This is a genomic window from Streptomyces sp. NPDC001204, assembly GCF_053598035.1.
Genome location: NZ_JBSFJL010000005.1, coordinates 83,782 through 109,977 on the forward strand (window position 1 = coordinate 83,782; position 26,196 = coordinate 109,977).

Annotated in this window: 19 protein-coding genes; 13 read left to right on the top strand and 6 right to left on the bottom strand. The window is 71.2% G+C overall.

From position 1 onward, the window contains the following. Positions 1-39: 39 nt before the first annotated feature. The 6 genes from ACWC91_RS09190 (at position 40) to ACWC91_RS09215 (ending at position 9,607) form a co-directional block, all read left to right on the top strand. Positions 40-1,593: a DUF4192 domain-containing protein gene (locus ACWC91_RS09190; RefSeq protein WP_450640172.1), complete on the top strand. Its 1,554-nt coding sequence runs from the start codon at positions 40-42 to the stop codon at positions 1,591-1,593. Positions 1,594-1,701: 108 nt separating this feature from the next. Next, positions 1,702-2,460: an NUDIX hydrolase gene (locus ACWC91_RS09195; protein ID WP_141357628.1), complete on the top strand. Its 759-nt coding sequence runs from the start codon at positions 1,702-1,704 to the stop codon at positions 2,458-2,460. A 171-nt stretch (positions 2,461-2,631) separates the two neighbouring features. Beyond that, positions 2,632-5,598 (top strand): ATP-binding cassette domain-containing protein, encoded by a 2,967-nt coding sequence (locus ACWC91_RS09200; RefSeq protein ID WP_450640170.1) that lies wholly within the window; start codon positions 2,632-2,634, stop codon positions 5,596-5,598. Between the two features lie 162 nt (positions 5,599-5,760). Then, entirely contained in the window at positions 5,761-6,648 is an 888-nt protein-coding gene (locus tag ACWC91_RS09205) for a FadR/GntR family transcriptional regulator (protein ID WP_225075910.1), read from the top strand. A gap of 441 nt (positions 6,649-7,089) precedes the next feature. Then, positions 7,090-8,631, top strand: coding sequence for an RNA polymerase sigma factor (locus tag ACWC91_RS09210; RefSeq protein ID WP_281154282.1), 1,542 nt, complete (start codon positions 7,090-7,092; stop codon positions 8,629-8,631). A 118-nt stretch (positions 8,632-8,749) separates the two neighbouring features. Beyond that, positions 8,750-9,607 carry a serine protease gene (locus tag ACWC91_RS09215; protein WP_450640168.1) on the top strand — a complete coding sequence of 286 codons (858 nt, stop codon included), beginning with the start codon at positions 8,750-8,752 and terminating at the stop codon, positions 9,605-9,607. A 97-nt stretch (positions 9,608-9,704) separates the two neighbouring features. On the opposite strand, the gene ACWC91_RS09220 is transcribed toward ACWC91_RS09215, so the two are convergent. Continuing rightward, positions 9,705-9,935, bottom strand: coding sequence for a DUF7455 domain-containing protein (locus ACWC91_RS09220; RefSeq protein ID WP_141357618.1), 231 nt, complete (start codon positions 9,933-9,935; stop codon positions 9,705-9,707). A 442-nt stretch (positions 9,936-10,377) separates the two neighbouring features. On the opposite strand from ACWC91_RS09220, the gene ACWC91_RS09225 reads away from it, so the two are divergent. The 3 genes from ACWC91_RS09225 (at position 10,378) to ACWC91_RS09235 (ending at position 14,852) form a co-directional block, all read left to right on the top strand. Then, entirely contained in the window at positions 10,378-12,501 is a 2,124-nt protein-coding gene (locus ACWC91_RS09225; RefSeq protein WP_281154281.1) for a DNA gyrase/topoisomerase IV subunit B, read from the top strand. Positions 12,502-12,708: 207 nt separating this feature from the next. After that, entirely contained in the window at positions 12,709-13,263 is a 555-nt protein-coding gene (locus ACWC91_RS09230) for a DUF485 domain-containing protein (RefSeq protein ID WP_225075906.1), read from the top strand. Continuing rightward, entirely contained in the window at positions 13,260-14,852 is a 1,593-nt protein-coding gene (locus ACWC91_RS09235) for a solute symporter family protein (RefSeq protein ID WP_225075905.1), read from the top strand. The genes ACWC91_RS09230 and ACWC91_RS09235 overlap by 4 nt, the downstream gene beginning before the upstream one ends. Before the next feature lie 247 nt (positions 14,853-15,099). Here ACWC91_RS09235 and ACWC91_RS09240 read toward each other — a convergent pair whose 3' ends face one another. Further along, positions 15,100-15,792: a response regulator gene (locus tag ACWC91_RS09240; RefSeq protein WP_225075904.1), complete on the bottom strand. Its 693-nt coding sequence runs from the start codon at positions 15,790-15,792 to the stop codon at positions 15,100-15,102. A gap of 163 nt (positions 15,793-15,955) precedes the next feature. Between ACWC91_RS09240 and ACWC91_RS09245 the strand changes: the two genes are divergently transcribed. The 3 genes from ACWC91_RS09245 (at position 15,956) to ACWC91_RS09255 (ending at position 18,758) form a co-directional block, all read left to right on the top strand. Continuing rightward, positions 15,956-16,771 carry an ABC transporter ATP-binding protein gene (locus ACWC91_RS09245; RefSeq protein ID WP_450640164.1) on the top strand — a complete coding sequence of 272 codons (816 nt, stop codon included), beginning with the start codon at positions 15,956-15,958 and terminating at the stop codon, positions 16,769-16,771. Beyond that, positions 16,761-17,624, top strand: coding sequence for an ABC transporter permease (locus ACWC91_RS09250; protein ID WP_225075902.1), 864 nt, complete (start codon positions 16,761-16,763; stop codon positions 17,622-17,624). The genes ACWC91_RS09245 and ACWC91_RS09250 overlap by 11 nt, the downstream gene beginning before the upstream one ends. Before the next feature lie 75 nt (positions 17,625-17,699). Then, complete coding sequence (locus ACWC91_RS09255) at positions 17,700-18,758, top strand: ABC transporter substrate-binding protein (protein WP_225075901.1); 1,059 nt, start codon at positions 17,700-17,702, stop codon at positions 18,756-18,758. Between the two features lie 52 nt (positions 18,759-18,810). Here ACWC91_RS09255 and ACWC91_RS09260 read toward each other — a convergent pair whose 3' ends face one another. From ACWC91_RS09260 to ACWC91_RS09270, 3 genes are all read right to left on the bottom strand, one after another. Beyond that, positions 18,811-19,491: a response regulator gene (locus ACWC91_RS09260; RefSeq protein ID WP_225075900.1), complete on the bottom strand. Its 681-nt coding sequence runs from the start codon at positions 19,489-19,491 to the stop codon at positions 18,811-18,813. Further along, positions 19,488-21,155 (bottom strand): sensor histidine kinase, encoded by a 1,668-nt coding sequence (locus tag ACWC91_RS09265; RefSeq protein ID WP_225075899.1) that lies wholly within the window; start codon positions 21,153-21,155, stop codon positions 19,488-19,490. The genes ACWC91_RS09260 and ACWC91_RS09265 overlap by 4 nt, the downstream gene beginning before the upstream one ends. A 130-nt stretch (positions 21,156-21,285) precedes the next feature. Further along, a complete protein-coding gene (locus ACWC91_RS09270; protein ID WP_450640162.1) occupies positions 21,286-22,242 on the bottom strand; it encodes a sucrase ferredoxin in 957 nt (318 codons plus the stop codon). Positions 22,243-22,430: 188 nt separating this feature from the next. On the opposite strand from ACWC91_RS09270, the gene ACWC91_RS09275 reads away from it, so the two are divergent. Next, complete coding sequence (locus ACWC91_RS09275) at positions 22,431-23,561, top strand: CobW family GTP-binding protein (protein ID WP_450640161.1); 1,131 nt, start codon at positions 22,431-22,433, stop codon at positions 23,559-23,561. Here ACWC91_RS09275 and ACWC91_RS09280 read toward each other — a convergent pair. Continuing rightward, complete coding sequence (locus tag ACWC91_RS09280; RefSeq protein WP_225075896.1) at positions 23,558-26,014, bottom strand: DNA gyrase/topoisomerase IV subunit A; 2,457 nt, start codon at positions 26,012-26,014, stop codon at positions 23,558-23,560. The two genes, ACWC91_RS09275 and ACWC91_RS09280, sit on opposite strands and share 4 nt — an antisense overlap. Positions 26,015-26,196 lie beyond the last annotated feature (182 nt).

A 26,196-nucleotide genomic window follows, 5' to 3' on the forward strand; every position in this document is an offset into this window, starting at 1 on the left:
GCCCAAGCGGACTTTCGCGATCCGCGAGATCGTCGGCACATGACGAATCACAGCGAAACGACAGGATCCTTCGAAAACGGTGACATCGCGTACGACGGATCCGCCCCCGAACACCAGGTCACCCTCCGCACCCCCGCCGAGCTCGCCGACGCCCTGCCGTATCTCCTCGGGTACCGCCCCGAGGACAGCATCGTCCTGGTCGCGCTGAACGACCGGGGCGGGCGTGGCCGCTTCGGTGGCCGTGCCCGGCTCGGCATTCCGGGCAGCAAGGACGACTGGCCCTTCGCCGCCCGTCAGCTGGCCCACGGCCTGATCACGGGCAGCGAGCGCAGGGGTGCCAAGCCCGAGCAGATGGTGGCCTTCCTCTGTCAGGAGCCGGCGGCGGACGAGTCGGGCCGGGACGTCGTGCAGCGGCTGGAGCCGCTGGCCCAGAAACTGCGTACGGAATGCGGCCACCTCGACGTCCCCGTGATCGAGGCGCTGTGCATCTCCGACGGGCGCTTCTGGTCGTACTGCTGCCCGACCGACGGCTGCTGTCCCGACGACGGACTGCCCATGGGACTGCCCGGCACCTCCGTGCTGGCCGCCGCGGCGGCGTACGCGGGCGTCCAGGTCAGAGGAAGCCTGAAGGAGCTGCGGGCCAGGCTGCTCCCCTGGGAGACCGCCGCGGCCCTGGAGCAGGAGATCGCCCTGGACACCGCCGGACTGTCCCTGGTGCCCAGGATCCTCGACGAGGTCGAGCGCGCGTCGGTGGCCGAGGAGACCCTGAAGCTCGCCGAGCGCGTCATGACCCGGTTCGCCGAGACGGCTTTCCTGCCCGGTGACGCCCGTGCGGACCTCCGCGACGACCAGCTGCTCGACCATGAGGAAGCGGCAGCGCTGATCCTGGGCCTCCAGGACCGTACGACACGGGACCGCGCCGCCGAGTGGATGGAGGGAGACGAGGCCGGTCCGGCGCTGCGGCTGTGGCGGGCGCTCGCCCGACGTTGCGTCGGTCCGTACGGAGAGCACGCCGCGGCGCCCCTGACCCTCGCGGGCTGGGTGGCCTGGTCGGCCGGGGACCAGCTGGAGGCCCGGGAGGCCCTGGCCATGGCGCTGGGAGCGGACCCCGACTACCTCTTCGCCCGCCTTCTGCACCAGGCCTGCAACGAGGGGCTCGACCCCGAGTCGGTCCGGCGCTGCCTGCGCGCCGAGCGACAGGGACGCGCTCGGTCGAAAACCGCGGACGCCGGTGCGGTAGCGGCAGCGGTCGGGGCCGAGACGCCGCAGGACGGACCGGCCGCCAGGGACGACGCGGCCGCAGGGGCCGACGCGGTCGCCACGGTGCCGCGCGAGGCGATCGGAACCGACGGAGGCGCTGCCCCAACGGGGCCGGAACCGGCGTCCCGCCCTTGCCGCCGGACGCGCGTGGACGGACCCGTCCCGGCCGGGTCGCGCCCCGCGACCTCGCGGACCGGCGGCCCGTGCGCGGGTCCTTCAAGGGCGCCGGGTCGTCCGCGTACGCGCACCTCGGGACGGGGTGGTCCGCGTCGCCGAGGCGCCGACAGGTCGGGTGCCGACCGGGGGAGCGGCGCCGCCGAGAAGCGCCCGTGAACGAACGCCCGCCGGGCTCGCGGGAGAGCGGAGGACCGATGTGGATCAGCCATCGATGCGACCGGCGAAGGGAGTGTTTATCGTCAGGCAGACGACTATGATCGCGGCATGCCCTACGACCCGTCAGCCTTTCCGCCTTTCGCCGTCACCGTAGACCTGGTCGTGCTGACCGTGCGTCGTCATTCCCTGTGCGCGTTGGCGGTGCGCAGGGGTGAGCCGCCGTTCCAGGGCCGGTGGGCGCTTCCCGGAGGCTTCGTACGGGCCGACGAGGATCTGGCGCAGGCGGCGGCGCGGGAGCTGGTGGAGGAGACCGGGCTGTGCGTGCACGACCCGTTGGCCCCGGTCCAGGACAACGGCGCGCACCTGGAGCAGCTCGCGACCTACGGCGACCCCAAGCGTGACCCGCGGATGAGGGTCGTCAGCGTCGCTCACCTCGCCCTGGCTCCCGACCTGCCCGCGCCTCGGGCGGGCGGCGACGCCGAACACGCCCGTTGGGCGCCCGTGGAGGAACTGCTGCAACAGGGCGGCTACGGCCGTGACGGAGAGCCGGTGGCGCCGCTGGCCTTCGATCACGCCCAGATCCTCGCGGACGGAGTGGAACGGGCACGCTCGAAGATCGAGTACTCCTCGCTGGCGACCGCGTTCTGTCCGCCCGAGTTCACCGTCGGTGAACTGCGCCGTGTGTACGAGGGGGTGTGGGGCGTGGCCCTCGACCCGCGCAACTTCCACCGCAAGGTGACGGGCACCCCGGGCTTCCTCGTGCCGACCGGAGGGACGACCACTCGCCAGGGCGGCCGGCCGGCCCAGCTCTTCCGGGCCGGGGGAGCCACCCTGCTCAACCCGCCGATGCTGCGCCCGGAGGTCTGACCCTCGTCCGCCCGTCGCCGTCGTGCGTCGGCGCGTTCGCCAAGTCGGTGCCGGGCCCGCCGAACGGATCCTGTCGCCCCATCGGAGAAGGGAGCCGAGTAACGCCAGCGGTTGTCGAATGCGAGGCGTGATACCCGAAAAAACCGGACATGACGCGCTATCTTGCTGCGGGTGATCCAGGCCTTCGGACTGACCAGCGATTCCCGTAAGGACCTTCCGCCCTCCGTCGACGACGTCTCCTTCGAAGCGCACGCGGGCCGTGTCACCGCACTCCTCGGAACGGCGGGCTCGGGCAAGACGACGACGCTCAGACTCATGCTCGAGCTCCAACAGGGCTGCGGCGTCACCTACTTCAGGGGTCGCCCCCTGCACCGTGTCGCCCATCCCTCGCGCGAGGTCGGCGTTCTCCTGGGCGGCGTCCCAGGACACCCCGCACGTACGGTCCGTGGCCATCTGCGCATGCTCTGTGCCGTGGTGGGTCTCCCGGCGCGGCGCGCCGACCAAGTCCTCGAGACCGTTGGCCTCGTCAGCTTCCGAGAGGAGCGACTGGGCACACTGTCCCGGGGGGCGGACCGCCGACTGGGCCTGGCCTGCGTCCTGCTGGCCGACCCGCACGCGCTGGTGCTCGACGCACCCGCCGACGGACTGCCGGCGCGGGAATGCCGTTGGCTGCACGGTGTGCTGCGGGCCCATGCGAACCAGGGCGGTACTGTCCTGTTCACCACGGCCGACCCCAAGGAGGCGGCCCGCGCCGCCGACCGAGTCGTCACGCTCGAACGCGGCAGGCTCGTCGCGGATCAGGAGGCCGCGGACTTCGCCCGCCACCGGCTGCGTCCCCGAGTCACCGTGCGCAGTCCGCACGCCTCCCGCCTGGGAGCCCTCCTGGCCAAGGAGGCCCGGACCGCCCGCCGCTCCGTCGAGGTCGTAGGCGAGAGCGGCAACCGTCTGTACGTCTACGGCAGTACGTGTGCCGATGTCGGCGAGGCGGCGTTCCGTCACGGCATCCTCATCCACCAACTCGCCGACGAGGTCGGTGACATGGGCGCCGGTGCGGGTTCACCGGCTTCGGCGGCGACCCCGGTCGAGGAGTCCGGGGCCGAGGACACGGTGACGGCCCCCGACGGGCGGCAGCCGTCCGCTGTCGTACCGGCCGCCGGGAAGAGGCAGCCGGCCGCGGCCGCGCTCGCAGCGAGCGCCGCAGGCGTCCCGTGCTCCGAGGGGGCCCGGCTCGCGGGGGGTGAACGGGGCACGTACGCCGCTTCGGCCGGAGGCGACGGCTCCGTCAGCTCGGTCTTGGAGGAACCGTCCGTCAGCACGTACCCGGGGGAGCCGTCCGTCGCCACGCGCGAGACGCCTTCGGTCAGTCCGCGTCCCGACAATGCGTCAGGCGCCGCGCAAGGCGTCGGCGCACCCCCGGAGCCGCGGGCGAAGGTGGTTTCCCCCGCGGCTCACACGGGAAGCCGAGTCCCGGCGGCCGGCGCCGACGAAGGGGCGGCCGGCCCCGGCGAAGAGGCGCCCGCCACCCGTTCCGACGGCCCGGATCTCACAATCGGCTCCGATGGCCCGGACATCACCACTCACCCCGACGACTCGGTCGCTCTTACCGGTGCCGGTGCCGGCAGCGGTGCTTCGTGGCCCGCGACCCACCCCGGCGGTGCGGCCCACACCAATGGTTCCCAGCCACCGGGACCGACTCACGGCCCCGAGGCCAGGACCCCTGCCACCGCTTCCCTGCCCCTCGACTCCGCTGCCGACTTCGAAACCCGCGACTCGACCAGCGGCTCCGAAGTCCTCGGCCCCACCACCACCCCCGAACCCCGCGACCCGACCGCCGACTCCGAGGCCAGGGCCGCTACCGCCACCGGCGCCGCCTGCGTCTCCGCGCCCTCCCGGGAGCCGTCTGCATCTGCGGAAGCCCCGGACGGAGCCGCCGCGGCAACCACGCGCCCCGACCAACCTCCCGCCGAGCAGCGGGCGGCCGCTCATCCCGCGACTGGGCACCTCGCGGCCGCGCACCCCATGAGCGGGCAGCCCGCAGCCGGGCACCTTGCGGCCGGGCACTCTGCGGCCGGGCACTCTGCGGCCGGCCACTCCGCGACCGGGCAGCCCATGGCCGCGCACTCCACGACCGTCCACCCCGCGCCCGCACCTCCCGCGCCCACCCACGCCACGCCCAGCCACCCCGCGCCCAGCCACCCCGCGCTTGCCCACCCCGCGCTCGCCCACCCTGCGACCGACCACCCCGCACCCCCGCAGCCCTCGATCCCGCAGCCTTCGATCCCGCAGCCTTCGATCCCGACTCCTCGCCCCGCCGAGGCCGTCGCACTCGCTGCCTCGTCCGTTCTCCCACCCCCGATCTCCGTCCGCCGCGGGCCCAGCCCCCTGCGTCCCCTGCGGTACGAACTGCGCCGGGCCGCCGGTGTCCGGACCGGCTTCCTCGTCAGTGCCTCCGTCCTCGTCTGCTCCGCCGTCACGGCCCTGGTCATGGGGCGGATGGGCCACGCCCCCCAGCCCCGGCTGCTGGCGGCATGGCCGCGACAACTGCCCCTGCCGCCGGCGGCCCTCGGCGCCGGGCTGCTCGGCGCGCTCGCCTTCGGCGACGAGTTCCGCCACCCCGCGCTGGCGGCGGACCGGGGTACCGTCCCGCGCCGGCTCGGACTGCTCGCCGCGAAGCTGACCGTGGCCACCGCGACCGCGCTGCTGCTCGCCTTCCTCACGGTCGGCTGCAACGCCGAAGTGCTCTATGCCGTGTACGGGCAGGAACTCACCCAGGTTCCCGGCGACTGGCTCTCGCTGAGCGTGAGTTGGATCGGCCTCGCGGTGGGATGCGCCTGGGCCGGCGTGCTGGCCGGGGGAGTGTTCCGGTCCACCACGGGAGGTCTCGCGGCCGTGCTCTCCGTACCGGTGCTCGTCGCTCCCCTGGTGCGGTGGGCGATGGGAGGGAAGGCGTGGAACGCCACCGGTCTGCCCGCCCGGCTGCGCCACGTCTTCCTGCTCCAGTGGCCCTTCGGCGGTGACCGCTACCTGGCCGCCGCGGCGCGGATGATCGCCCAACCCGTGGGCGGCGCCCTGGCGTTGACGCTCGTCGCGCTGCTGTGCGCCTACCTGCTGACAGCCCTGCGGAGCCGGACCCGATGACGGGGGTTCGCTCCCTTTCGGTCGGGCTCTGCACGCAACTTCCCAGGGAGAGCCCATTTCTTTCCGATAAGGCGTCAATTGAGGCGAAGTGAGCGATCACCCTTTCGTGTGCTTTTCACCAAAGACCTCAAGGGAGTTGGAGACGACGCCGACAAAGGATCCGTGAGTACCCTTGCGCACACCATGATGACCGCCGCCCGCTCCACAGACTCAGGTCTCGTCGGCCCGGGCGAACTCGACCGTTACCCCTACACCGAGGCGACCGCCCCCGACCGCGTCGCGAGCCCCGCCTGGGAGGGCGCCGACCCGGAACTGGGGCGCGTGGGCCGGCGTACCGCGGGCAGCCGCGGCCGCGGACTGCACGGCCAACTCGTCCAGCAGCTGGGTCAGATGATCGTCTCCGGGGACCTGGGCGCCGACCGTCCGCTGGTGCCCGAGGAGATCGGCCAGCGCTTCGAGGTCTCGCGTACCGTCGTCCGCGAGTCGCTCCGCGTCCTGGAGGCCAAGGGCCTGGTCAGCGCCCGCCCGAACGTCGGCACGCGTGTGCGCCCGGTCAGCGACTGGAACCTCCTCGACCCCGACATCATCGAGTGGCGGGCCTTCGGGCCGCAGCGCGACGACCAGCGTCGCGAGCTCAGCGAACTGCGCTGGACGATCGAGCCGCTCGCCGCGCGTCTCGCCGCCGGGCACGCGCGCGAGGACATCCAGCAGCGCCTGTCCGACATGGTCGAGATCATGGGGCACGCCCTGGGGCAGAGCGACGCGCTCACCTTCTCCCGCGCGGATGCCGAGTTCCACTCGCTGCTCATCCAGATCGCGGGCAATCGGATGCTGGAGCACCTCTCCGGGATCGTCTCGGCCGCCCTCCAGGTGTCCGGCGGCCCCGTCACGGGCTGCGACCGGCCGAACGAGGCCTCCCTCGCGCAGCACGCCCGGATCGTCGACGCGGTCGCGGGCGGCGACGGCACCGCGGCGGAGAACGCCATGCGCCAACTGCTCACGGTGCACCCGGAGGTCGAGCGGGTGGTCCCCGCGCCGCGCGAGCACTGAACCGCTCGGGCGTCGATCCCTGCGTGGGCGGCACGGCTGTGGCCCTGCCGTCCTCCGGCGGGGTCCGGTGAGAGGCGGTTCGCCGGCCGACCGCGGGCGCCGATCCCTCCGCGAGCCGGCGGGGGCTACGAGTGACCGGGGCGAGCCGCCGGTGGGGTCGTATGTGCGTGGCGACCACCCCACTCCATCTGCCCACGTCTGGCCGTTTTTACGCACTTACGGGGTGTGACTGGGGCCACGCAGATTGGGCGTAACACTCCTGGGTACAACGCGATGACCTAAGAGGTGACAGCCGCGGAGGGAATACGGACGCCGTACACGGCGCTGTGCAACTTCCCGGCTCCCGCCCGCGCCGTCGGCCCAATCCCCAGGCCGGTGGTCGGCTCCTGTCCACGATGGACGGGGCCGGAAGCCGTTTTCCAACGTTCCGAGAGGTTGTTCGTGTCGGCCAGCACATCCCGTACGCTCCCGCCGGAGATCGCCGAGTCCGTCTCTGTCATGGCGCTCATTGAGCGGGGAAAGGCTGAGGGGCAGATCGCCGGCGACGATGTGCGTCGGGCCTTCGAAGCTGACCAGATTCCGGCCACTCAGTGGAAGAACGTACTGCGCAGCCTCAACCAGATCCTCGAGGAAGAGGGTGTGACGCTGATGGTCAGTGCCGCGGAGCCCAACAAGCGCACCCGAAAGAGCGTCGCAGCGAAGAGTCCGGCCAAGCGCACCGCCACCAAGACGGTCGCGGCGAAGACGGTGACCACCAGGAAGGCCACCGCCGCCGCAGCTCCGGCGGCGCCCGCCGCCAACGCGTCCGTCGAGGAAGAGGCCCCCGCGAAGAAGGCCGCTGCCAAGAAGACGACCGCCGCCAAGAAGACGGTGGCCAAGAAGACGACGGCCGCCAAGAAGACGGTGGCCAAGAAGACCACCTCCGCCAAGAAGGACGACGCCGAGCTTCTCGAGGACGAGGTGCTCGAGGAGGCCAAGGGCGCGGAGGAGCCCGAGGGCGCCGAGAGCGCCGGCTTCGTGCTCTCCGACGAGGACGAGGACGACGCGCCCGCCCAGCAGGTCGCCGCGGCCGGCGCAACCGCCGACCCGGTGAAGGACTACCTCAAGCAGATCGGCAAGGTCCCCCTGCTCAACGCCGAGCAGGAGGTGGAGCTGGCCAAGCGCATCGAGGCGGGTCTCTTCGCCGAGGACAAGCTGGCGAACTCGGACAAGCTCGCCCCCAAGCTCAAGCGCGAGCTGGAGATCATCGCCGAGGACGGCCGCCGCGCCAAGAACCACCTCCTGGAGGCCAACCTCCGTCTGGTGGTCTCCCTGGCCAAGCGCTACACCGGCCGCGGCATGCTCTTCCTGGACCTCATCCAGGAGGGCAACCTCGGTCTGATCCGCGCGGTGGAGAAGTTCGACTACACCAAGGGCTACAAGTTCTCCACGTACGCCACCTGGTGGATCCGTCAGGCGATCACCCGCGCCATGGCAGACCAGGCCCGCACCATCCGTATCCCGGTGCACATGGTCGAGGTCATCAACAAGCTCGCGCGCGTGCAGCGTCAGATGCTCCAGGACCTGGGCCGCGAGCCCACCCCGGAGGAGCTGGCCAAGGAACTCGACATGACCCCGGAGAAGGTCATCGAGGTCCAGAAGTACGGCCGCGAGCCCATCTCGCTGCACACCCCGCTGGGCGAGGACGGCGACAGCGAGTTCGGTGACCTCATCGAGGACTCCGAGGCGGTCGTCCCGGCCGACGCGGTCAGCTTCACGCTGCTCCAGGAGCAGTTGCACTCGGTCCTCGACACCCTGTCCGAGCGTGAGGCGGGCGTCGTCTCCATGCGCTTCGGTCTCACCGACGGTCAGCCGAAGACCCTCGACGAGATCGGCAAGGTCTACGGCGTCACGCGTGAGCGGATCCGTCAGATCGAGTCCAAGACCATGTCGAAGCTGCGCCACCCGTCGCGTTCGCAGGTGCTGCGCGACTACCTCGACTAGTCCGGGCATACGACAACGAGGGCCCGGTCCCCCAGGGGGACCGGGCCCTCGTGCTGCGCGTCGCGCCACCGTGCATGACTCTGGGTGTTCCGTGATCACTCGAGAGTGAGGAGCATCCATGCGACGCCGTATTGCCCGTGCCCTGATCGGGCCGCTGGTCCTGGCGGCCGCCGGAGCCGCGATACCGCTGGCCGCGGCGGCGCCCGCCGCCGCCGACAGCGTTGTCATCGGCGGCTTCCCCATCGATGTCTCGCAGAGCCCGTGGACGGTGGCGCTCTCCAGCCGTGACCGGTTCGGAGGCACCCGTGCGGGGCAGTTCTGCGGGGGCGTGGCCATCGGCCGCACCGTGGTGCTCACCGCGGCCCACTGTCTGTCCAGAGAGGCCGTGGGCGCGCCACCGACGCCGGATCTGAAGGTGATCACGGGACGTACGGATCTGCTCTCGCATCAGGGCAAGGAGGTCTCCGTGCGTGGCACCTGGGTCAATCCGCACTACGATTCCACCACCAATGCCGGTGACTTCGCCGTGCTCACCCTTGCCGAGACCTTGCCGCAGAGTGCCGTCATCCCCATGGCCAGGGCGGGCGACCCGGCGTACTCGCCGGGCACGAGTGCCACGGTCTACGGATGGGGGGACACCACGGGTACCGCCGCCTATGCCCACAGCCTGTATGCCGCGCCACTCCATATCCTGCCCGACGCCGAATGCAAGAAGGCCTATCCGGGCGGCAGCGAGGGCAAATACCTGCCCCAGAGCATGCTGTGCGCGGGGGAGACCGCCGGGGGCCGTGACGCGTGCCAGGGGGACAGCGGAGGGCCCCTCGTCGCGCAGGGGCGGCTGATCGGGCTTGTGTCATGGGGCAGCGGCTGCGGGCGCGCCGGGAGCCCCGGCGTCTACACGCGGGTGTCCGAAGTGGTCCGGGCGCTGAGCCGGGCCGGCACGAAGGTGCCCCGCCTGTCGTCCGGCGAGTCCTGACCGGCTTCGTGGGTCACGAGGACGGGCGGTCGCTCCTGGGTGCCAGAAGCGACCGCCCGTTCGCCGGCCTGCGCCGGAGGCTCGTCGGGCGGGGAGGTCAGCGCTCTTCCTCGGAGGCGTTCGCCGGAACGGAGGTCAGGCGCTCGGTCTCGTCCTGTATCTCAGCGGCGATCTTCTTGAGTTCTGGCTCGAACTTGCGACCGTGGTGGGCGCAGAAGAGCAGTTCTCCGCCGCTGAGCAGGACGACGCGCAGGTATGCCTGGGCGCCGCAGCGGTCGCAGCGATCAGCGGCCGTCAGTGGGCTCGCGGGGGTCAGAACAGTAGTCACGTCGCCTCTTCTCTAGCTCGACGAGCTGTCGTACCAGGGTCAACATCCAACCAGCCCCAAACGTTCCCGATCGTGGCTTTTCCTCGAAGATTCTTCTTCGGGGCGGTGGGCTGCTGCCGGTTTGGCGGCGAATGTGCCGTATTGCGTGTCTATGTGTCGTACGGGTTCGCGCTATCGGTCATGGTCGGTCCTCCCCGGCCGGGTTGCCGGTTGTTCATGAGGACGTGCCCGGAGCCTAAATGGTTCATGCCTCGAAGGGAACGTGATATGTGCTTCACTCGGCTGAAGGATCGAACGTGTATGCGACTCTCTACTAGTCTGTGTTTCTGCCGAGGGTTGCGTTACAAGGGCTCTACCAGGCCTCGGTACCCTCTGAGCGGCTACCCGAGCCGTGCCCTTACCCATCAGGGCCCCAACTGAAATTCAGCGAGGAGCGAACCGCGTGACCGCCGAGACGTCCGTGCCGTCCACAGCGCTGCTGGCAGGAGCAGACCGCGACGGTTCCAACTACACCGCTCGGCACCTGCTCGTCCTCGAGGGACTGGAAGCCGTGCGCAAGCGCCCGGGCATGTACATCGGCTCGACCGACAGCCGCGGTCTGATGCACTGCCTGTGGGAGATCATCGACAACTCCGTCGACGAGGCCCTCGGCGGCTACTGCGACCACATCGAGGTCGTCCTGCACGACGACGGCTCGGTGGAGGTGCGGGACAACGGCCGAGGCATCCCGGTCGACGTCGAGCCCAAGACCGGCCTGTCCGGCGTCGAGGTCGTGATGACCAAGCTGCACGCGGGCGGCAAGTTCGGCGGCGGCTCGTACGCCGCCTCCGGCGGTCTGCACGGCGTCGGCGCCTCCGTGGTCAACGCCCTGTCCGCCCGGCTGGACGTGGAGGTGGACCGCGGCGGCCACACCCACGCCATCAGCTTCCGGCGCGGCGTGCCCGGCGCGTTCACGTCGGGCGGACCCGACGCCAGGTTCGAGGCCGGGAGCGGGCTGCGCAAGGCCAAGAAGATCCCCAAGAGCCGCAGCGGCACCCGCGTGCGCTACTGGGCCGACCGCCAGATCTTCCTCAAGGACGCCAAGCTCTCCCTGGAGACCCTGCACCAGCGCGCCCGCCAGACGGCGTTCCTGGTGCCGGGGCTGACCATCGTCGTCCGTGACGAGTACGGTCTCGGCGACGGCGGCAGCAAGGGTGAGGAGTCCTTCCGATACGACGGCGGCATCAGCGAGTTCTGCGAGTACCTGGCGAGCGACAGGGCGGTCTGCGACGTCCTCCGCTTCACCGGGCACGGGACCTTCAAGGAGACGGTCCCGGTCCTCGACGAGCACGGCCAGATGACGCCCACCGAGGTCACCCGCGAGCTCGGCGTCGACGTCGCCATGCGCTGGGGGACCGGCTACGACACCACGCTGCGGTCCTTCGTCAACATCATCGCCACGCCCAAGGGCGGCACGCACGTGGCCGGCTTCGAGCAGGCCGTCGCCAAGACGATGAACGAGGTGCTGCGGGCCAAGAAGATGCTGCGCGTCGCCGAGGACGACATCGTCAAGGACGACGCCCTGGAGGGCCTCACCGCGGTCGTCACGGTCCGCCTGGCCGAGCCCCAGTTCGAGGGCCAGACCAAGGAGGTCCTCGGCACCTCGGCGGCCCGCCGCATCGTGAACAACGTCATCACCAAGGAACTCAAGGCGTTCCTGACCTCCACCAAGCGCGACGCCGCACAACAGGCGCGCGTGGTGCTGGAGAAGGCGGTCGCCGCGGCCCGTACGCGCATCGCCGCCCGCCAGCACAAGGACGCGCAGCGCCGGAAGACGGCCCTGGAGTCCTCCTCGCTGCCGGCCAAGCTCGCCGACTGCCGCAGTGACGACGTCGACCGCAGCGAGCTGTTCATCGTCGAGGGCGACTCCGCGCTCGGTACGGCGAAGCTGGCGCGGAACTCCGAGTTCCAGGCGCTGCTGCCGATCCGCGGCAAGATCCTCAACGTGCAGAAGTCGTCCGTCACGGACATGCTGAAGAACGCCGAGTGCGGCGCGATCATCCAGGTGATAGGAGCCGGCTCGGGCCGTACCTTCGACCTGGACACGGCCCGCTACGGCAAGATCATCATGATGACCGACGCCGACGTGGACGGCTCCCACATCCGGACCCTGCTGCTGACGCTGTTCCACCGCTACATGCGCCCCATGGTGGAGGCGGGCCGGGTGTTCGCCGCGGTGCCGCCGCTGCACCGCATCGAGCTGGTCCAGCCGAAGCGGGGCCAGGACAAGTACGTGTACACCTACTCGGACCGCGAACTGCGCGACAAGCTGCTCGAGTTCCAGAGCAAGGGCGTGCGGTACAAGGACTCGATCCAGCGCTACAAGGGCCTCGGTGAGATGGACGCCGACCAGCTCGCCGAGACCACCATGGATCCGCGCCACCGCACCCTGCGCCGGATCAACCTCTCCGACCTGGAGGCCGCCGAGCAGGTCTTCGACCTCCTGATGGGCAACGACGTGGCACCCCGCAAGGAGTTCATCGCCAGCTCGGCCGCGACCCTGGACCGCTCGCGCATCGACGCCTAGGGCACCGGGCCCCTCCGGTCCTTTCCGGTCCGGTCCTGTCCCTTTCTGTCCCTTTCTGTCCCTTCCGGCGCGGGCCTTCCCTTCCGGGGGAGGCCCGCGCCGACTTGTCGGTGCCGGCGCGTCCACCGACAGGGGTGAGTCACCTGATGGGGTGAAGAGCGGGGAGAAGAGAAGTCAGGGAACTTCCGGTTCTGCCCATCCTTGGGCATGCAGTCAAGCAACGACCGCTTCCGCGCTGGCGGTGACGGTCCCGGGAACGTGCCCGGGACCGACGAAGGCCAGGACCCGGAGCCCGAGGACATCAGGTACCGCGACCCCTGGTACGACGCGCTGGCCTCCGGCTGGGGCGACGGCAACGGCACGGGAGCTCCTACCGCACCGGTACCGGCGGCTCGCCGGGAGGGGCAGACCGGGCCGGAGGCCGGTGCGGCGGCCGAGGCGTACCTCGAGGTGCAGCGCAGCGCGGCGTTCCAGGAGGTGCGCACCCGCTACCGGAGGTTCGTGATGCCGGCGGTCGCCCTCTTCCTCGTCTGGTACGTGAGCTACGTCGTGACCGCCACGACCGCGCCGGGGTTCATGGCGCGACCGGTGGCAGGCGCGGTGAACGTGGGGATGCTGGCGGGCCTCGGGCAGTTCCTCAGCACCTTCCTCCTCGCCTGGGCCTACGCCCGGCACGCACGGCTGCGCAGGGACCGCGCGGCGCTCGAACTGCGCTGGGACACCCAGGAGCTGACGCGCGGCGCGCGCGGAGGTGCCTCGTGACGGGAGACCACCAGACGCTGGCACTGGTGCTGTTCAGCGTGATCGTGGCGGTCACCCTGGGGATCACCACGTGGGTGAGCCGCAACCGGCACGGGTCGGCGGAGGAGTTCTACGCGGGCGGGCGGCTGTTCACGCCCATGGAGAACGGTTTTGCCGTCGCGGGCGACTACGCCTCGGCCGCCTCCTTCCTCGGGGTCCCCGGGCTGATCGCCCTGTTCGGCTACGACGGGGTGCTGTACGTGGTGGGCTTCCTGGTGGCCTGGCTGGTCGTGCTGTTCCTCGTCGCCGAACTGGTCCGCAACTGCGGGCGGTTCACGCTCGCCGACGTGGTCGCGGCGCGGATGAGCGAGCGGCCGGCGCGGATCGCGGCGGGAACCTCCTCGGTCACCGTGTCCGTTCTGTATCTGGTGGCGCAGATGGTGGGCGCGGGCAGCCTGGTGGCGCTGCTCCTCGGCCGGACCGGCGCAGGGGTGCAGACCTGGACCGTCGTCGGCGTCGGCGCGCTGATGGTGATCTACGTGTCGTTGGGAGGAATGCGGGCCACCACCTGGATCCAGATCGTCAAGGCGGTCCTGATGCTGGGCGGCACCGTCGTGCTGACCGTGCTCGTCCTGGTCAGGTTCCACGGCGACCTCGACCGGCTGCTGCTCACCGCGGCCGAGCGCAGCGGCCACGGGGACGCCTTCCTGGTGCCCGGACTGAAGTACGGCGGGGACCTGACCGCGCGCCTGGACTTCATCAGTCTCGGACTGGCGCTGGTGCTCGGCACGGCGGGGCTGCCGCACATCCTGTCCCGCTTCTACACCGTGCCGACCGCGCGGGCCGCCCGGCGCTCGGTGATCTGGTCCATCGGACTGATCGGCGGCTTCTACCTGATGGCGATCGTCCTCGGCTTCGGTGCGGCCGCGATCGTCGGACCGGACGCCCTGCGCGGGTCCAACGCGGCCGGGAACACGGCGGTCCCGCTGCTGGCACTCGACCTCGGCGGCGGCGCCGACTCCACGGCGGGGACGGTCCTGTTCGCGGTGGTGGCCGCGGTCGCCTTCGCCACGATCCTCGCGGTGGTCGCCGGGATCACGCTCGCCTCCTCGGCGTCCGTGGCCCACGACCTGTACGCGTCGCTGCGGCGCCGCGGTGCCCGGCAGCGCGGCGAGGTGGCCGTGGCGCGCGTCGCCGCGGTCGGCATCGGCGTGGTCGCGATCGCCCTCGGCCTGCTCGCCCGCAACCTCAACGTGGCCTTCCTGGTGGGCCTCGCGTTCGCCGTCGCCGCCTCTGCGAACCTGCCGGTGCTGCTCTACTCCCTGTTCTGGCGCGGCTTCACGACCCGCGGCGCGGTGTGGGCCGTGTACGGCGGGCTGGTTCCCGCGCTCGGGCTCGTCGTGCTCTCCCCGGTGGTCTCCGGCAGCCCCGACGCGCTGTTCCCGGGTGTCGACTTCCAGCTCTTCCCGCTGGAGAACCCCGGCATCGTCTCCGTCCCGCTGGGATTCCTCGCCGGCTGGCTGGGCACCGCCACCTCCACCGAGGCGCCGGACAAGGCCAAACACGCCGAGACGGAGGTGCGGTCGCTGACGGGCGCGGGGGCCGTGTAGCGCCGCGCGGCGGCGTACTGCCGTGCGTCCCGGGACGGCCCACCTGGGCCCTGTCGTCACATTCCCGCCTGCCGCACGGCGTCTGGCACGCACTCCCCCAAGCTCTTCGAGCAGGGGGACCCCCAGCCGCGTTGCCGAACCGCCCACGTGGCTCCGCCACGAGGACGCTCCGGCACCTTGCGATCGCACGCACCAGACCCCGCGCGGCCCACCCGTCGGGCGGACGACGGGAACGTGACGACAGGACCTACGGCGCCACCCAGGCGTAGCGGTGCTCCGGTCGTCCCGTGTCGCCGTACTTCAGGGACAGGCGCAGGCGTCCGGCCTGTTCCAGGTGGCGCAGGTAGCGCTGGGCGGTGGAGCGGCTCAGGCCGGTGCGGGCGGCCACCTCGTGGGCGGACAGGGGCTGGTCGGCGCGGTGCAGCACACCGCAGATGAGGTCCGTCGTCGGCTCCGAGTGGCCGCTGGGCAGCCCCGGCGACGGGGGCGCGGGCGCGGCGCGCAGGGCGCCGAAGATCCGGTCCACCTGCTCCTGCCCGGTGACACCGTGTCCCCCGACGCGGTCGACGGTGCGGCGCAGGGCGGCGTAGGACTCCAGGCGGGTACGCAGCGCGACGAAGGTGAACGGTTTGACCAGGTAGTGCAGCGCGCCCAGCCGCATCGCCTGCTGGACGGTCGCCACGTCCCCGGCTGCCGTGATCATGATGACGTCGGTGCCGATGCCCTGTTCCCGCATGCGGTTGACGAGTTCCAGACCCGTGCGGTCGGGCAGGTAGTGGTCGAGCAGGACCAGGTCGATGCTTCCGCGCTGCACGGTGGTCAGGGCCTGTGCGGCACTGTGCGCGCGGGCGGTGACCCGGAAGCCGGGAACCTTTCCCACGTACTTGGCGTTTATCTCAGCGACACGGTAGTCGTCGTCGACCACCAGGACGTCGATCATCGGGCCTCTCTCCCTCAAGGCCATGCGGGCAATGTTGCGCCCGTGTTTCGGCTCCGCTGTTGTAGCGCGCGCAAAACGAGCACAACAGGTGCTTGCGAGCAAAACAACGGGTTGCGCACAGAAGACTGCTGCTGTGGCCGGGGCCACATCTACCGTCCCGGCCATGAGCACAGACACCAGCCCCGCCATCGAACTGCGGGGCGCCAGCAAGACGTTCAGGACCCCGTCAGGGGGCCTGCACACGGCCGTCAGGGACCTCGATCTCACCGTGCGGCGCGGCGAGTTCGTGGCCGTGGTCGGCCCCACCGGCTGCGGCAAGTCGACCACCCTGACCCTGGTCAGCGGGCTGGAGGAGCCCACCGAGGGTGACGTGCTGGTGGCCGGCGAGCCGGTGACCGGCGTCGGCGGCAAGGTCGGCTTCGTCTTCCAGCAGGACGCCACCTTCCCCTGGCGCTCGGTGCTGTCCAACGTGATGGCCGGGCCGCGATTCCGCGGCGTGCCGAAGGCCGAGGCGAAGGAGAAGGCCCGCGCCTGGCTGGCCAGGGTCGGACTCGCCGCCTTCGAGGACCGCTACCCGCACCAGCTCTCCGGCGGTCAGCGCAAGCGCGTCGCCCTCGCCGCCACCTTCGTCAACGACCCCGAGATCCTGTTGATGGACGAGCCCTTCTCGGCGCTCGACGTGCAGACCCGGGCGCTGATGTCGGACGAGCTCCTGGAGCTGTGGGAGGGCACGGGCGCCTCGGTCGTCTTCGTCACCCACGACCTGGAGGAGGCCATCGCCCTGGCCGACAAGGTCGTCGTCATGACCGCCGGCCCCGCGACCGTGAAGCAGGTCTTCGACATCGGCCTGCCGCGGCCGCGCAAGGTCGAGCAGGTGCGCCTGCTGCCGGAGTTCATCGACATCTACCGCGAGATCTGGGAGTCGCTCGGCGAAGAGGTCCGCATCACCCGTGAAAGAGGTGCCGCCCATGTCGCCTGAGGTTCTCAGCACTCCGGTCGTCGACACGGTCAAGACGACCGACCGCGCCCACTCCCGGGCCCGCGCCGCCCGCAGGCGCAAGGTGGTCGTCACCTGCGCCCGCGTCCTGGTGCTGGTGGCCGTGCTCGGCCTGTGGGAGTCGCTCTCCCGGGCCGCGGTCATCGACCCGTTCAACTTCTCGATGCCCTCGAAGATCTGGGACCAGATCTGGACCTGGATCACGCACGGCACCGCGCAGGGCTCGCTGGGCGAGCAGATCTGGTACACGCTCTACGAGGCCCTGATCGGCTGGGTGTTCGGCGTGGTGGCCGGTGTGATCCTCGGTATCGCGCTCGGCCGCATCCCCTTCCTCGCCGACGTCCTCGGTCCCTACATCAAGGTGCTCAACTCCCTCCCCAGGATCGTGCTCGCCCCGATCTTCGTGATCTGGTTCGGGCTCGGACCGGTCTCCAAGATCGCCTCGGCCGTGGTCCTCGTGTTCTTCCCGGTGTTCTTCAACGCCTTCCAGGGCGCCCGGGAGGTCGACCGCAACCTGGTGGCCAACGCGCGGATCCTCGGCGCGAGCGACCGCAGGGTCACCTTCCAGGTGGTCATCCCGTCCGCGACCTCGTGGATCTTCACCAGCCTGCACGTCAGCTTCGGCTTCGCGCTCATCGGCGCCATCGTCGGCGAGTACATCGGCGCCACCAAGGGCATAGGCCTGCTCGTCGCGGCGTCCCAGGGCACGTTCAACGCGGCCGGTGTGTACGCCGCGATGGTCATCCTCGCCGCGGTCGCGCTCGTCGCCGAGGGCCTGCTCACCTTCGCCGAGCGCCGCATCTTCCGCTGGAAGCCGGCCGACTCCGGGCACTGACGGCCCCCCGCCGCACCGGCTTTCCCCCAGGCTCCCCGCTTCCCGTACCGCTTTTCTCACAAGGACGTGACCCTCATGCGCAAGACCGCCAGATTCGCCGCGTCGGCCGCCGCCGGCCTGCTCGCCCTGTCCTCCCTCACCGCCTGCGCCAACGACGCGGCGAGCTCGACGCACGCCGGCAGCGGCGGGGGCGGCGGCAAGGGCGAGCACGTCAAGATCATGGTGGGTGGCCTGGACAAGGTCATCTACATGCCCGCGATGCTCACCCAGCGCCTCGGCTACTTCGCCGACGAGGGCCTGGACGTCGAGCTGCTGAGCGAGCCCGCCGGCGTCCAGGCCGAGACGGCGCTCGTCTCCGGCCAGGTCCAGGGCGCCGTCGGCTTCTACGACCACACCCTGGACCTCCAGACCAAGGGCAAGTACGTCGAGTCCGTGGTGCAGTTCTCGCACGCGCCCGGCGAGGTGGAGGTCGTCTCCAACAAGGCGGCGGACAAGATCAAGTCGCCGAAGGACTTCAAGGGCAAGAAGCTCGGTGTCACCGGCCTCGGCTCCTCCACCGACTTCCTCACCAAGTACCTGGCGGTCAAGAACGGTGTGGCGGTCAGCGAGTTCAGCCCGGTCGCCGTCGGCGCGGGACCGACCTTCATCGCCGCGCTCGAGAAGGGCTCCATCGACGGCGGCATGACGACCGATCCGACCGTCGCGACGATCCTGGACAAGAAGGCGGGCAAGGTCCTCGTCGACATGCGGACGCCCGAGGGTTCGCAGGAGGCGCTCGGCGGCCCGTACCCGTCGTCCAGCCTGTACATGCAGACGGACTGGGTCAACGGCCACAAGGAGACCGTCCAGAAGCTGGCCAACGCGTTCGTCAAGACGCTCAAGTGGATGTCCACCCACAGCGCCGACGAGATCGCCGCCAAGATGCCCGCCGACTACTCCCAGGGCAACAAGGCGCTCTACGCGGAGGCGATCAAGAGCACGCTGCCGATGTTCACCACCGACGGCGTCATGCCTCAGAACGGCCCGGAGACCGTGGAGAAGGTGCTCAAGGCGTTCAACCCCAACATCCAGAACGCCGACGTGGACCTGAGCAAGACGTTCACCACCGAGTTCGTTGAGAAGGCCGCGGGCTGACATCCGTATGCACGGGGGGCACGGCCTCTTCCCCTCCCCCCGAGCCGTGGCCTCAGGCGCGGGCCGCCCACACGTAACGGTGTTCCGGGCGGCCCGCGCCGCCGTACTTCAGCGTCAGCCTGGCCCGCCCGGTGCGCTCCAGGAACTTCAGACAGCGCTGGGCGGTCTGCCGGCTCACCCCGGTCCGCTCGGCGACCTCCTGGGCCGACAGGGGCCCGTCGGCCCGCATCAGGGTCCGGCGGACGAGATCGGTGGTGGCGGGGGAGTGCCCCTTGGGCAGCCCGGGTTCCGGCGCCGCCGACAGCGCCCCGAAGAGCCGGTCGACCTCGGCCTGTTCGGCCTCGCCGCCACCGTCCAGGACACGGCGCAGCGCCGCGTACGCCTCCAGTCTGGACCGCAGCCCGGCGAAGGTGAACGGCTTGATCAGGTACTGCAGCGCACCGTGCCGCATCGCCGCCTGCACGGTCGACACGTCCCGGGCCGCCGTCACCATGATCACGTCGGTACGGAGGCCGCGGCTGCGCATCTCCCGTACGACCGACAGGCCCGTGTCGTCGGGCAGGCAGTGATCCATGAGGACCAGGTCGAGCCGCGGCAGCGTATCGAGCCGGTGCAGCGCCTCGGCCGCGCTGTGCGCCTCACCGGCGACGTGGAAGCCCGGCACCTTCTCCACATAGGCGGCGTTGACCCGCGCGACCCGGAGGTCGTCGTCCACGATCAGGACCTCGATCACCGCTCCTCCTCGTGCGCGCCGGTCCCGGCGGCGCCGAGGACGGGTGCCGGCTCCGCCTCGGCCAGCGCCTCGGGCAGTACGACCGTGAACTCCGCGCCGCCGCCGTGGGCCTCGCCCACCGCCACGGTTCCGCCCTGCCGCTCGGCGAGCCTGCGCACCAGGGACAGACCGATACCGCGCCTGCCGTGCGCCGGCGGCTGTTTGGTGGACCACCCCTCCGTGAAGATCAGGTCGCGCCGGCCCGCCGGGACCCCGGGCCCGGTGTCGCGCACCCGGAGCACGGCGGTACGTGCCTCCGCGCGCAGTTCGACCTCCACGCGCGCGTGTGGGGTCGCCGCGACGGCGTCGAGCGCGTTGTCGACCAGGTTGCCGACGATCGTCACCAGCCCCCTGGGGTCGACGACCCGGTCCGGCAGGTGCGTGCGGTCCGACAGCCACAGCGCGACCCCGCGCTCGGCCGCGACGGTCGCCTTGCCGACGAGCAGGGCGGCGATCAGCGGGTCCTGGATCTTCTCGGTGACCTGCTCGGCGGTGGCCCGGTGGTCGCCGACCACCTCTCCGACGAACTCCACGGCGTCGTCGTACATCTCCAGCTCCAGCAGCCCGAGCAGCGTGTGCATGCGGTTGGCGTGCTCGTGGTCCTGGGCGCGCAGGGCGTCGATCAGGCCGCGTGTCGAGTCCAGCTCCCGGCCCAGCTCCTCCAGCTCGGTGCGGTCCCGCAGGGTGGCGACGGCACCCCCGTCGTCGGTCGGCATCCGGTTGGCGACCAGGACGCGCTGCCCGCGCACGGTGAGCAGGTCCGTGCCCGTCACCCGCCCGGCCAGGACGTCGGTCGTACGGCCCTCCCCGAGCGCCTCGTCGAGCGACCGGCCGACCGCCTCGTCGCCGAGGCCGAGCAGCCGCTGTGCCTCGTCGTTGAGCAGCCGGATCCGCCCGCCGCGGTCCAGGGCCACGACCCCCTCCCGGATGCCGTGCAGCATGGCCTCGCGCTCGGCGAGCAGGGCCGCGATGTCCGAGAAGGCCAGGTCCCTCGTCTGCCGCTGGACCCGACGGGAGATCAGCCACGCGGCCAGCGCGCCCGCGGCCAGGGCGCCGCCGGCGTAGGCGAACAGGCCCGGTATGGCGTCGATCAGCTTGGCCCGCACGCTGTCGTAGGCGATGCCGACCGACACCGCGCCCACGATGTGGTGGCCGGCGTCGTACAGGGGGACCTTGCCGCGTGCCGAGCGCCCCAGCGTGCCGGTGTCGATCTCCATGACCTTCCGGCCGGCCAGGGCCGTCCAGGGCTCCGTCGACACGTGCTTGCCGACCTGCTCGGGATCCGTGTGCGACCAGCGCGTTCCCCGCGTGTCCATCACCACGACGTACTCGGCGCCGGTCGCCTTCCGGATCCGCTCCGCCTCCTGCTGCACGGGACCGTCGACGCTCGGTGCGGTGCGCTGGAGGTCCCGTGCGATCTGCCGGTTCTCGGCGGTGGCCTCGGCGATGGCGAGGGCCCGGCGCATCGCCTGATCGTCCAGCTGGTGGCCCAGCGGCGCGAGGAACAGGCCGGTCGCGAGCACGGCGACTCCGGCGGCGATCGCCAGCTGCATCAACAGCACCTGCGAGAACACGCGTCGCGGCAGGCCCAGCCGCCGGCGGCGTGCGGGAGGAGAGACGCTCATGACCATGACAGTACGTCGGGGTGCGCGGTGTGCTCCCGGGGTGTGGTGCGGATCTCCCGCCATGCGCCTCAGCGGACGGCCCGGACGGTGAGCCGTGAGCCGTGAGCCGTGAGCCGTCAGCGGTGAGCGGTCAGCCGGCCAGCCGCGCGGTCGCCGACTCGCGGACGGCGACCACCTCCATGCGCGTCGGCCCGCCCAGCAGCGAGGCGCCGCAGCTCTCCGGGTGCGGCGGCAGGGCGGCCCCCTGGGCCACGGTCACGTGCCAGCGGCGTCCGTCGGTATGGGCGACGGTGACCTCCCAGCACGGCGCCGGGCCGTCGGTGGGCACGTCGTCGGTGCGCACGACGCTCAGCGCGTCCGCCCGGTACTCGCCCGCCGTCTCCCTCACCGCCAGTTCCGCGGCCTGTCCGGGCCGTTCCCAGGCCGTGCGGCCCCGGCAGCCGTCGAGGACCACCCGGCCCTCGCCCACGCTGTGCAGGACCTCCTTGACGGCGTGGGCCTCGGCCCGGCCGTAGGCGTATCCGAACGGCAGCACGAGCAGGGTCGGCGAGAAGCGGTGGCCGCCCAGGTGGGTGACCTCCCAGACGTCCTGGACCCCGGAGGCGGCGAGTTCGGCCGCGAGGGGGCGGCCGAGCAGGGCGCAGCACTGGTCCCGCTTGCCGTTGGTGCACACCAGCGCGAGCGGATCGCCTGTGTGGGGCCCGCCCTGGAGCGCGGCGTCGAAGGTGTGGTGGTCACCCTTGCCCAGGGCGGCGAAGTCGAGGTCCAGCAGGTGCTCCGGGTCGGCGGTCATGGCGCTGCGCAGCCATACGTTCCCCGGGACGGTGTGTGCCGCGTACACATGCCGTACGGACTGGGTGCGGCGGTCGGCGTGCCGCCCCGGTCGGCGGATGAGCGCGATCCGGACGCCGGTGCCCCGCGCCGCGCGCTCCAGCGCACGCCCGAGCGCGGGGTCCAGGTGACTCGAAGTGAGCGCCTTGGCACCCCAGGGGCCGGGCTGTTCCAGCAGCAGCCATGTCGTCGCCGTGGCCGCGGTGGCGGCCATCGGCTCGTCGAGCTGCCTGGAGGCGGTCGAGCACGTACTCACACAGGTGAGCCTAACCTGACTCGAGCCGGATCGAGTTCCAGTCGTCGGAGTGTTCTCCTCCGGAAGTCGCCGGGCGGCGGTTCCGGCAGCCGTGATGCGCACGGCTCGTATCCTTGGTCGGCATTCCATCCTCGTACGTGCGCCGGGCCCTGAGCCGGTGCACGCGTCGGCGTGAGAGAGGTCGCACGGTGAGTCAGCCGAGCCGTTACCCGAGTCCGAGTCGCAGCGCGGCGCAGATCCCGGTCGTGGTGCTCGCCGGATTTCTCGGCTCGGGGAAGACCACGCTCCTCAACCATCTGCTGCACCGCGGCGGCGGCAGCCGCATCGGCGCGATCGTCAACGACTTCGGGGCCGTCGAGATCGACGCCATGGCGGTCGCGGGCGCCCTCGGTGACTCCACCGTCTCCCTCGGCAACGGGTGCCTGTGCTGCGCGGTCGACGCCAGTGAACTCGACGTGTACCTCGACCGGTTGACGAGCCCGGCCGCCGGTATCGACGTCGTCGTCATCGAGGCCAGCGGACTGGCCGAACCCCAGGAACTCGTCCGCATGGTGCTGGCGAGCGAGAACCCCAGGGTCGTCTACGGCGGGCTCGTCGAGGTCGTCGACGCCGCCGAGTTCGGCGACACCCGCGCGAGGCATCCCGAGATCGACCGGCATCTGGCGCTCGCCGACCTCGTCGTGGTCAACAAGACCGACCGGGCCGCCGACGGCGAGGAGGTGCTCGGACTCGTACGGTCCCTGGCCGACGGGGCCGCCGTCGTCCCTGCCTCGTACGGCAGGGTGGACCCCGAGTTCCTCTTCGACTGCCGGCCGAGCGAGGAGCGGGTGGGGCAGCTCTCCTTCGACGACCTGGACGTGCCCGAGGCGGACGACGCCCACGGCCACCACGCCGGGCATCTGCACGCCGGCTACGACAGCCTCTCCTTCGTCTCCGACGTGCCGCTCGATCCCCGCCGGCTGATGCGGTTCCTGGACAGCCGCCCCGACGGGCTCTACCGGATCAAGGGATACGTCGGCTTCGGCCCGTACGACGCGCGCAACCGCTACGCCGTGCACGCCGTCGGGCGTTTCCTGCGCTTCTACCCCGAGCGCTGGCCGGACGGCGGGCCCCGCCTCACCCAGCTCGTGCTCATCGGTTCCGGCATCGACGCGGGCGCCCTCGGCAAGGAACTGGAGGCGTGCAAGCAGGACGCCCCGCACGCCGACGAGCACGGCATGTGGGGCGTCCTGCGCTACGTGCGGGATCCCGAGGGACACCACCCCGAGGACCCGGACCTCCCGGACCCGGACCCGGACCCTGCGGAACTGCCGGTCTAAACGGGCCCGGCGGCCACCGCCACCGTCTTCGGCAGCGACACGCCCGAGCCGTCACGGCGCGGGTCGATCTCCGGGAGTTCGGCCGGGCTGCCGTTCTTCTGGGCGGCCAGGACCGGGGTGGGACCCGCCCACGCGAAGGCCAGGCAGTCCTCGCCCTTCAGGAATCGCTGGCAGCGCACGCCGCCGGTGGCGCGGCCCTTGCGCGGGTACTGGTCGAACGGCGTGGCCTTGCCCGTCGTCTGCACGGAGTCGTCCAGCGTGCCGCGCGAGCCAGCCACGGTGAAGACGATCGCGTCCGCGGCCGGATCGACGGCCGTGAACGAGATGACCTTGGCGCCCTCCGCGAGCTTGATGCCGGCCATGCCGCCGGCCGCGCGGCCCTGCGGGCGGACCTGGGAGGCCTGGTAGCGCAGGAGCTGGGCGTCGTCCGTGATGAAGACCAGGTCCTCCTCGCCGGTGCGCAGCTCGGCGGCGCCGACGATCCGGTCACCCTCCTTGAGCGTGACGACCTCCAACTCCTCCTTGTTGGAGGGGTAGTCGGGGACGACCCGCTTGACGACGCCCTGTTCGGTGCCGAGCGCCAGGCCCGGCGACGACTCGTCCAGCGTGGTCAGGCAGACCGCGGTCTCGTCGTCCTCCAGGGAGACGAACTCCGCCAGCGGCGCGCCGCCGGCGAGGTTCGGCGCCGACGTCGTCTCCGGCAACTGCGGCAGGTCGACGACGTTCACGCGGAGCAGGCGGCCCCCTGACGTCACCACGCCCACCTCGCCCCGGGCGGTCGCCGGGACCGCCGAGACGATCACGTCGTGCTTCTGCCGCTTGCCGTCCCGGCCCCGCGCGAACGGGTCGCCGTTCGCCGTGCGGGCCATCAGGCCGGTCGAGGACAGCACGACGCGGCACGGGTCGTCCGCCACCTGCAACGGCACCACGGCGGTCGGGGTGTCGCTCGCCTCCAGCAGCATCGTGCGCCGCGGAGTGCCGAACTTCTTGGCGACCGCGGCCAGTTCGGCAGAGACCAGCTTGCGCAGCTCCGCGTCGGACTCCAGGATCCGGGTCAGCTCCTCGATCTCCGCGACGAGCTTGTCCTTCTCCGCCTCCAGCTCGATGCGGTCGAACCTGGTCAGACGGCGCAGCGGGGTGTCGAGGATGTACTGCGTCTGCACCTCGCTCAGCGAGAAGCGCCGCATCAGGCGCTCCTTGGCCTGCGCGGAGTTGTCGCTGGAGCGGATCAGACGGATGACCTCGTCGATGTCGACCAGCGCGGTGAGCAGGCCCTCGACCAGGTGCAGCCGGTCGCGCCGCTTGGTCCGGCGGTACTCGCTGCGGCGCCGTACGACGTCGAAGCGGTGGTCGAGGTAGACCTCCAGCAGCTCCTTCAGGCCGAGCGTGAGGGGCTGGCCGTCGACCAGGGCGACGTTGTTGATGCCGAAGGACTCCTCCATCGGCGTCAGCTTGTAGAGCTGCTCCAGGACGGCCTCCGGCACGAAGCCGTTCTTGATCTCGATGACCAGGCGCAGTCCGTGCTCGCGGTCGGTGAGGTCCTTGACGTCGGCGATCCCCTGGACCTTCTTGGAACCGACCAGGTCCTTGATCTTGGCGATCACCTTCTCCGGGCCCACGGAGAAGGGCAGCTCGGTGACGACCAGCCCCTTGCGGCGCGCCGTCACGGTCTCCACCGAGACCGTCGCGCGGATCTTGAAGGTGCCGCGGCCGCTCTCGTAGGCGTCCCTGATCCCGGACAGGCCGACGATCCGGCCGCCGGTGGGCAGGTCCGGACCCGGGACGTGCCGCATCAGGGCCTCCAGGTCCGCGTTGGGGTGGCGGATCAGGTGGCGGGCGGCCGCGATGACCTCGTTGAGGTTGTGCGGGGGCATGTTCGTGGCCATGCCGACGGCGATGCCCGAGGAGCCGTTCACCAGCAGGTTCGGGAAGGCGGCCGGCAGGGCCACCGGCTCCTGCTCCTGGCCGTCGTAGTTGGGGGAGAAGTCGACGGTGTCCTCGTCGATGGACTCCGTCATCAGACTCGTGGCCTCGGCCATCCGGCACTCGGTGTACCGCATGGCGGCCGGCGGGTCGTCGTTGCCCAGCGAGCCGAAGTTGCCGTGGCCGTCGACGAGCGGGACACGCATCGAGAAGGGCTGGGTCAGGCGCACCAGGGCGTCGTAGATCGACGCGTCGCCGTGCGGGTGCAGCTTGCCCATGACCTCGCCGACGACGCGCGCGCACTTCACGTAGCCGCGGTCGGGACGAAGCCCCATCTCGTTCATCTGGTAGACGATGCGGCGGTGCACCGGCTTGAGTCCGTCCCGGGCGTCCGGCAGGGCGCGGGAGTAGATGACCGAGTACGCGTACTCGAGGAAGGAGCCCTGCATCTCGTCGACGACGTCGATGTCGAGGATCCTCTCCTCGTACGAGTCGTCGGGCGGCGGGGTCTTCGTGCTGCGGCGGGCCATCGCTGCCGGCTCCTTGCTGAAGCGTGACGGGATCTGACGCGGACCATTGTGGACCGCGCGACCGACAACGCGGACCACGCCCCGTCCCCACAGGGCCGTTCCGCCATCCCGTCCCGCCGCCGTGGCGCCCTCCCGCCGTCGGCTGCCGCGCGCTTGTCCGTCCCGTGGTTCCTGAGGTCGGT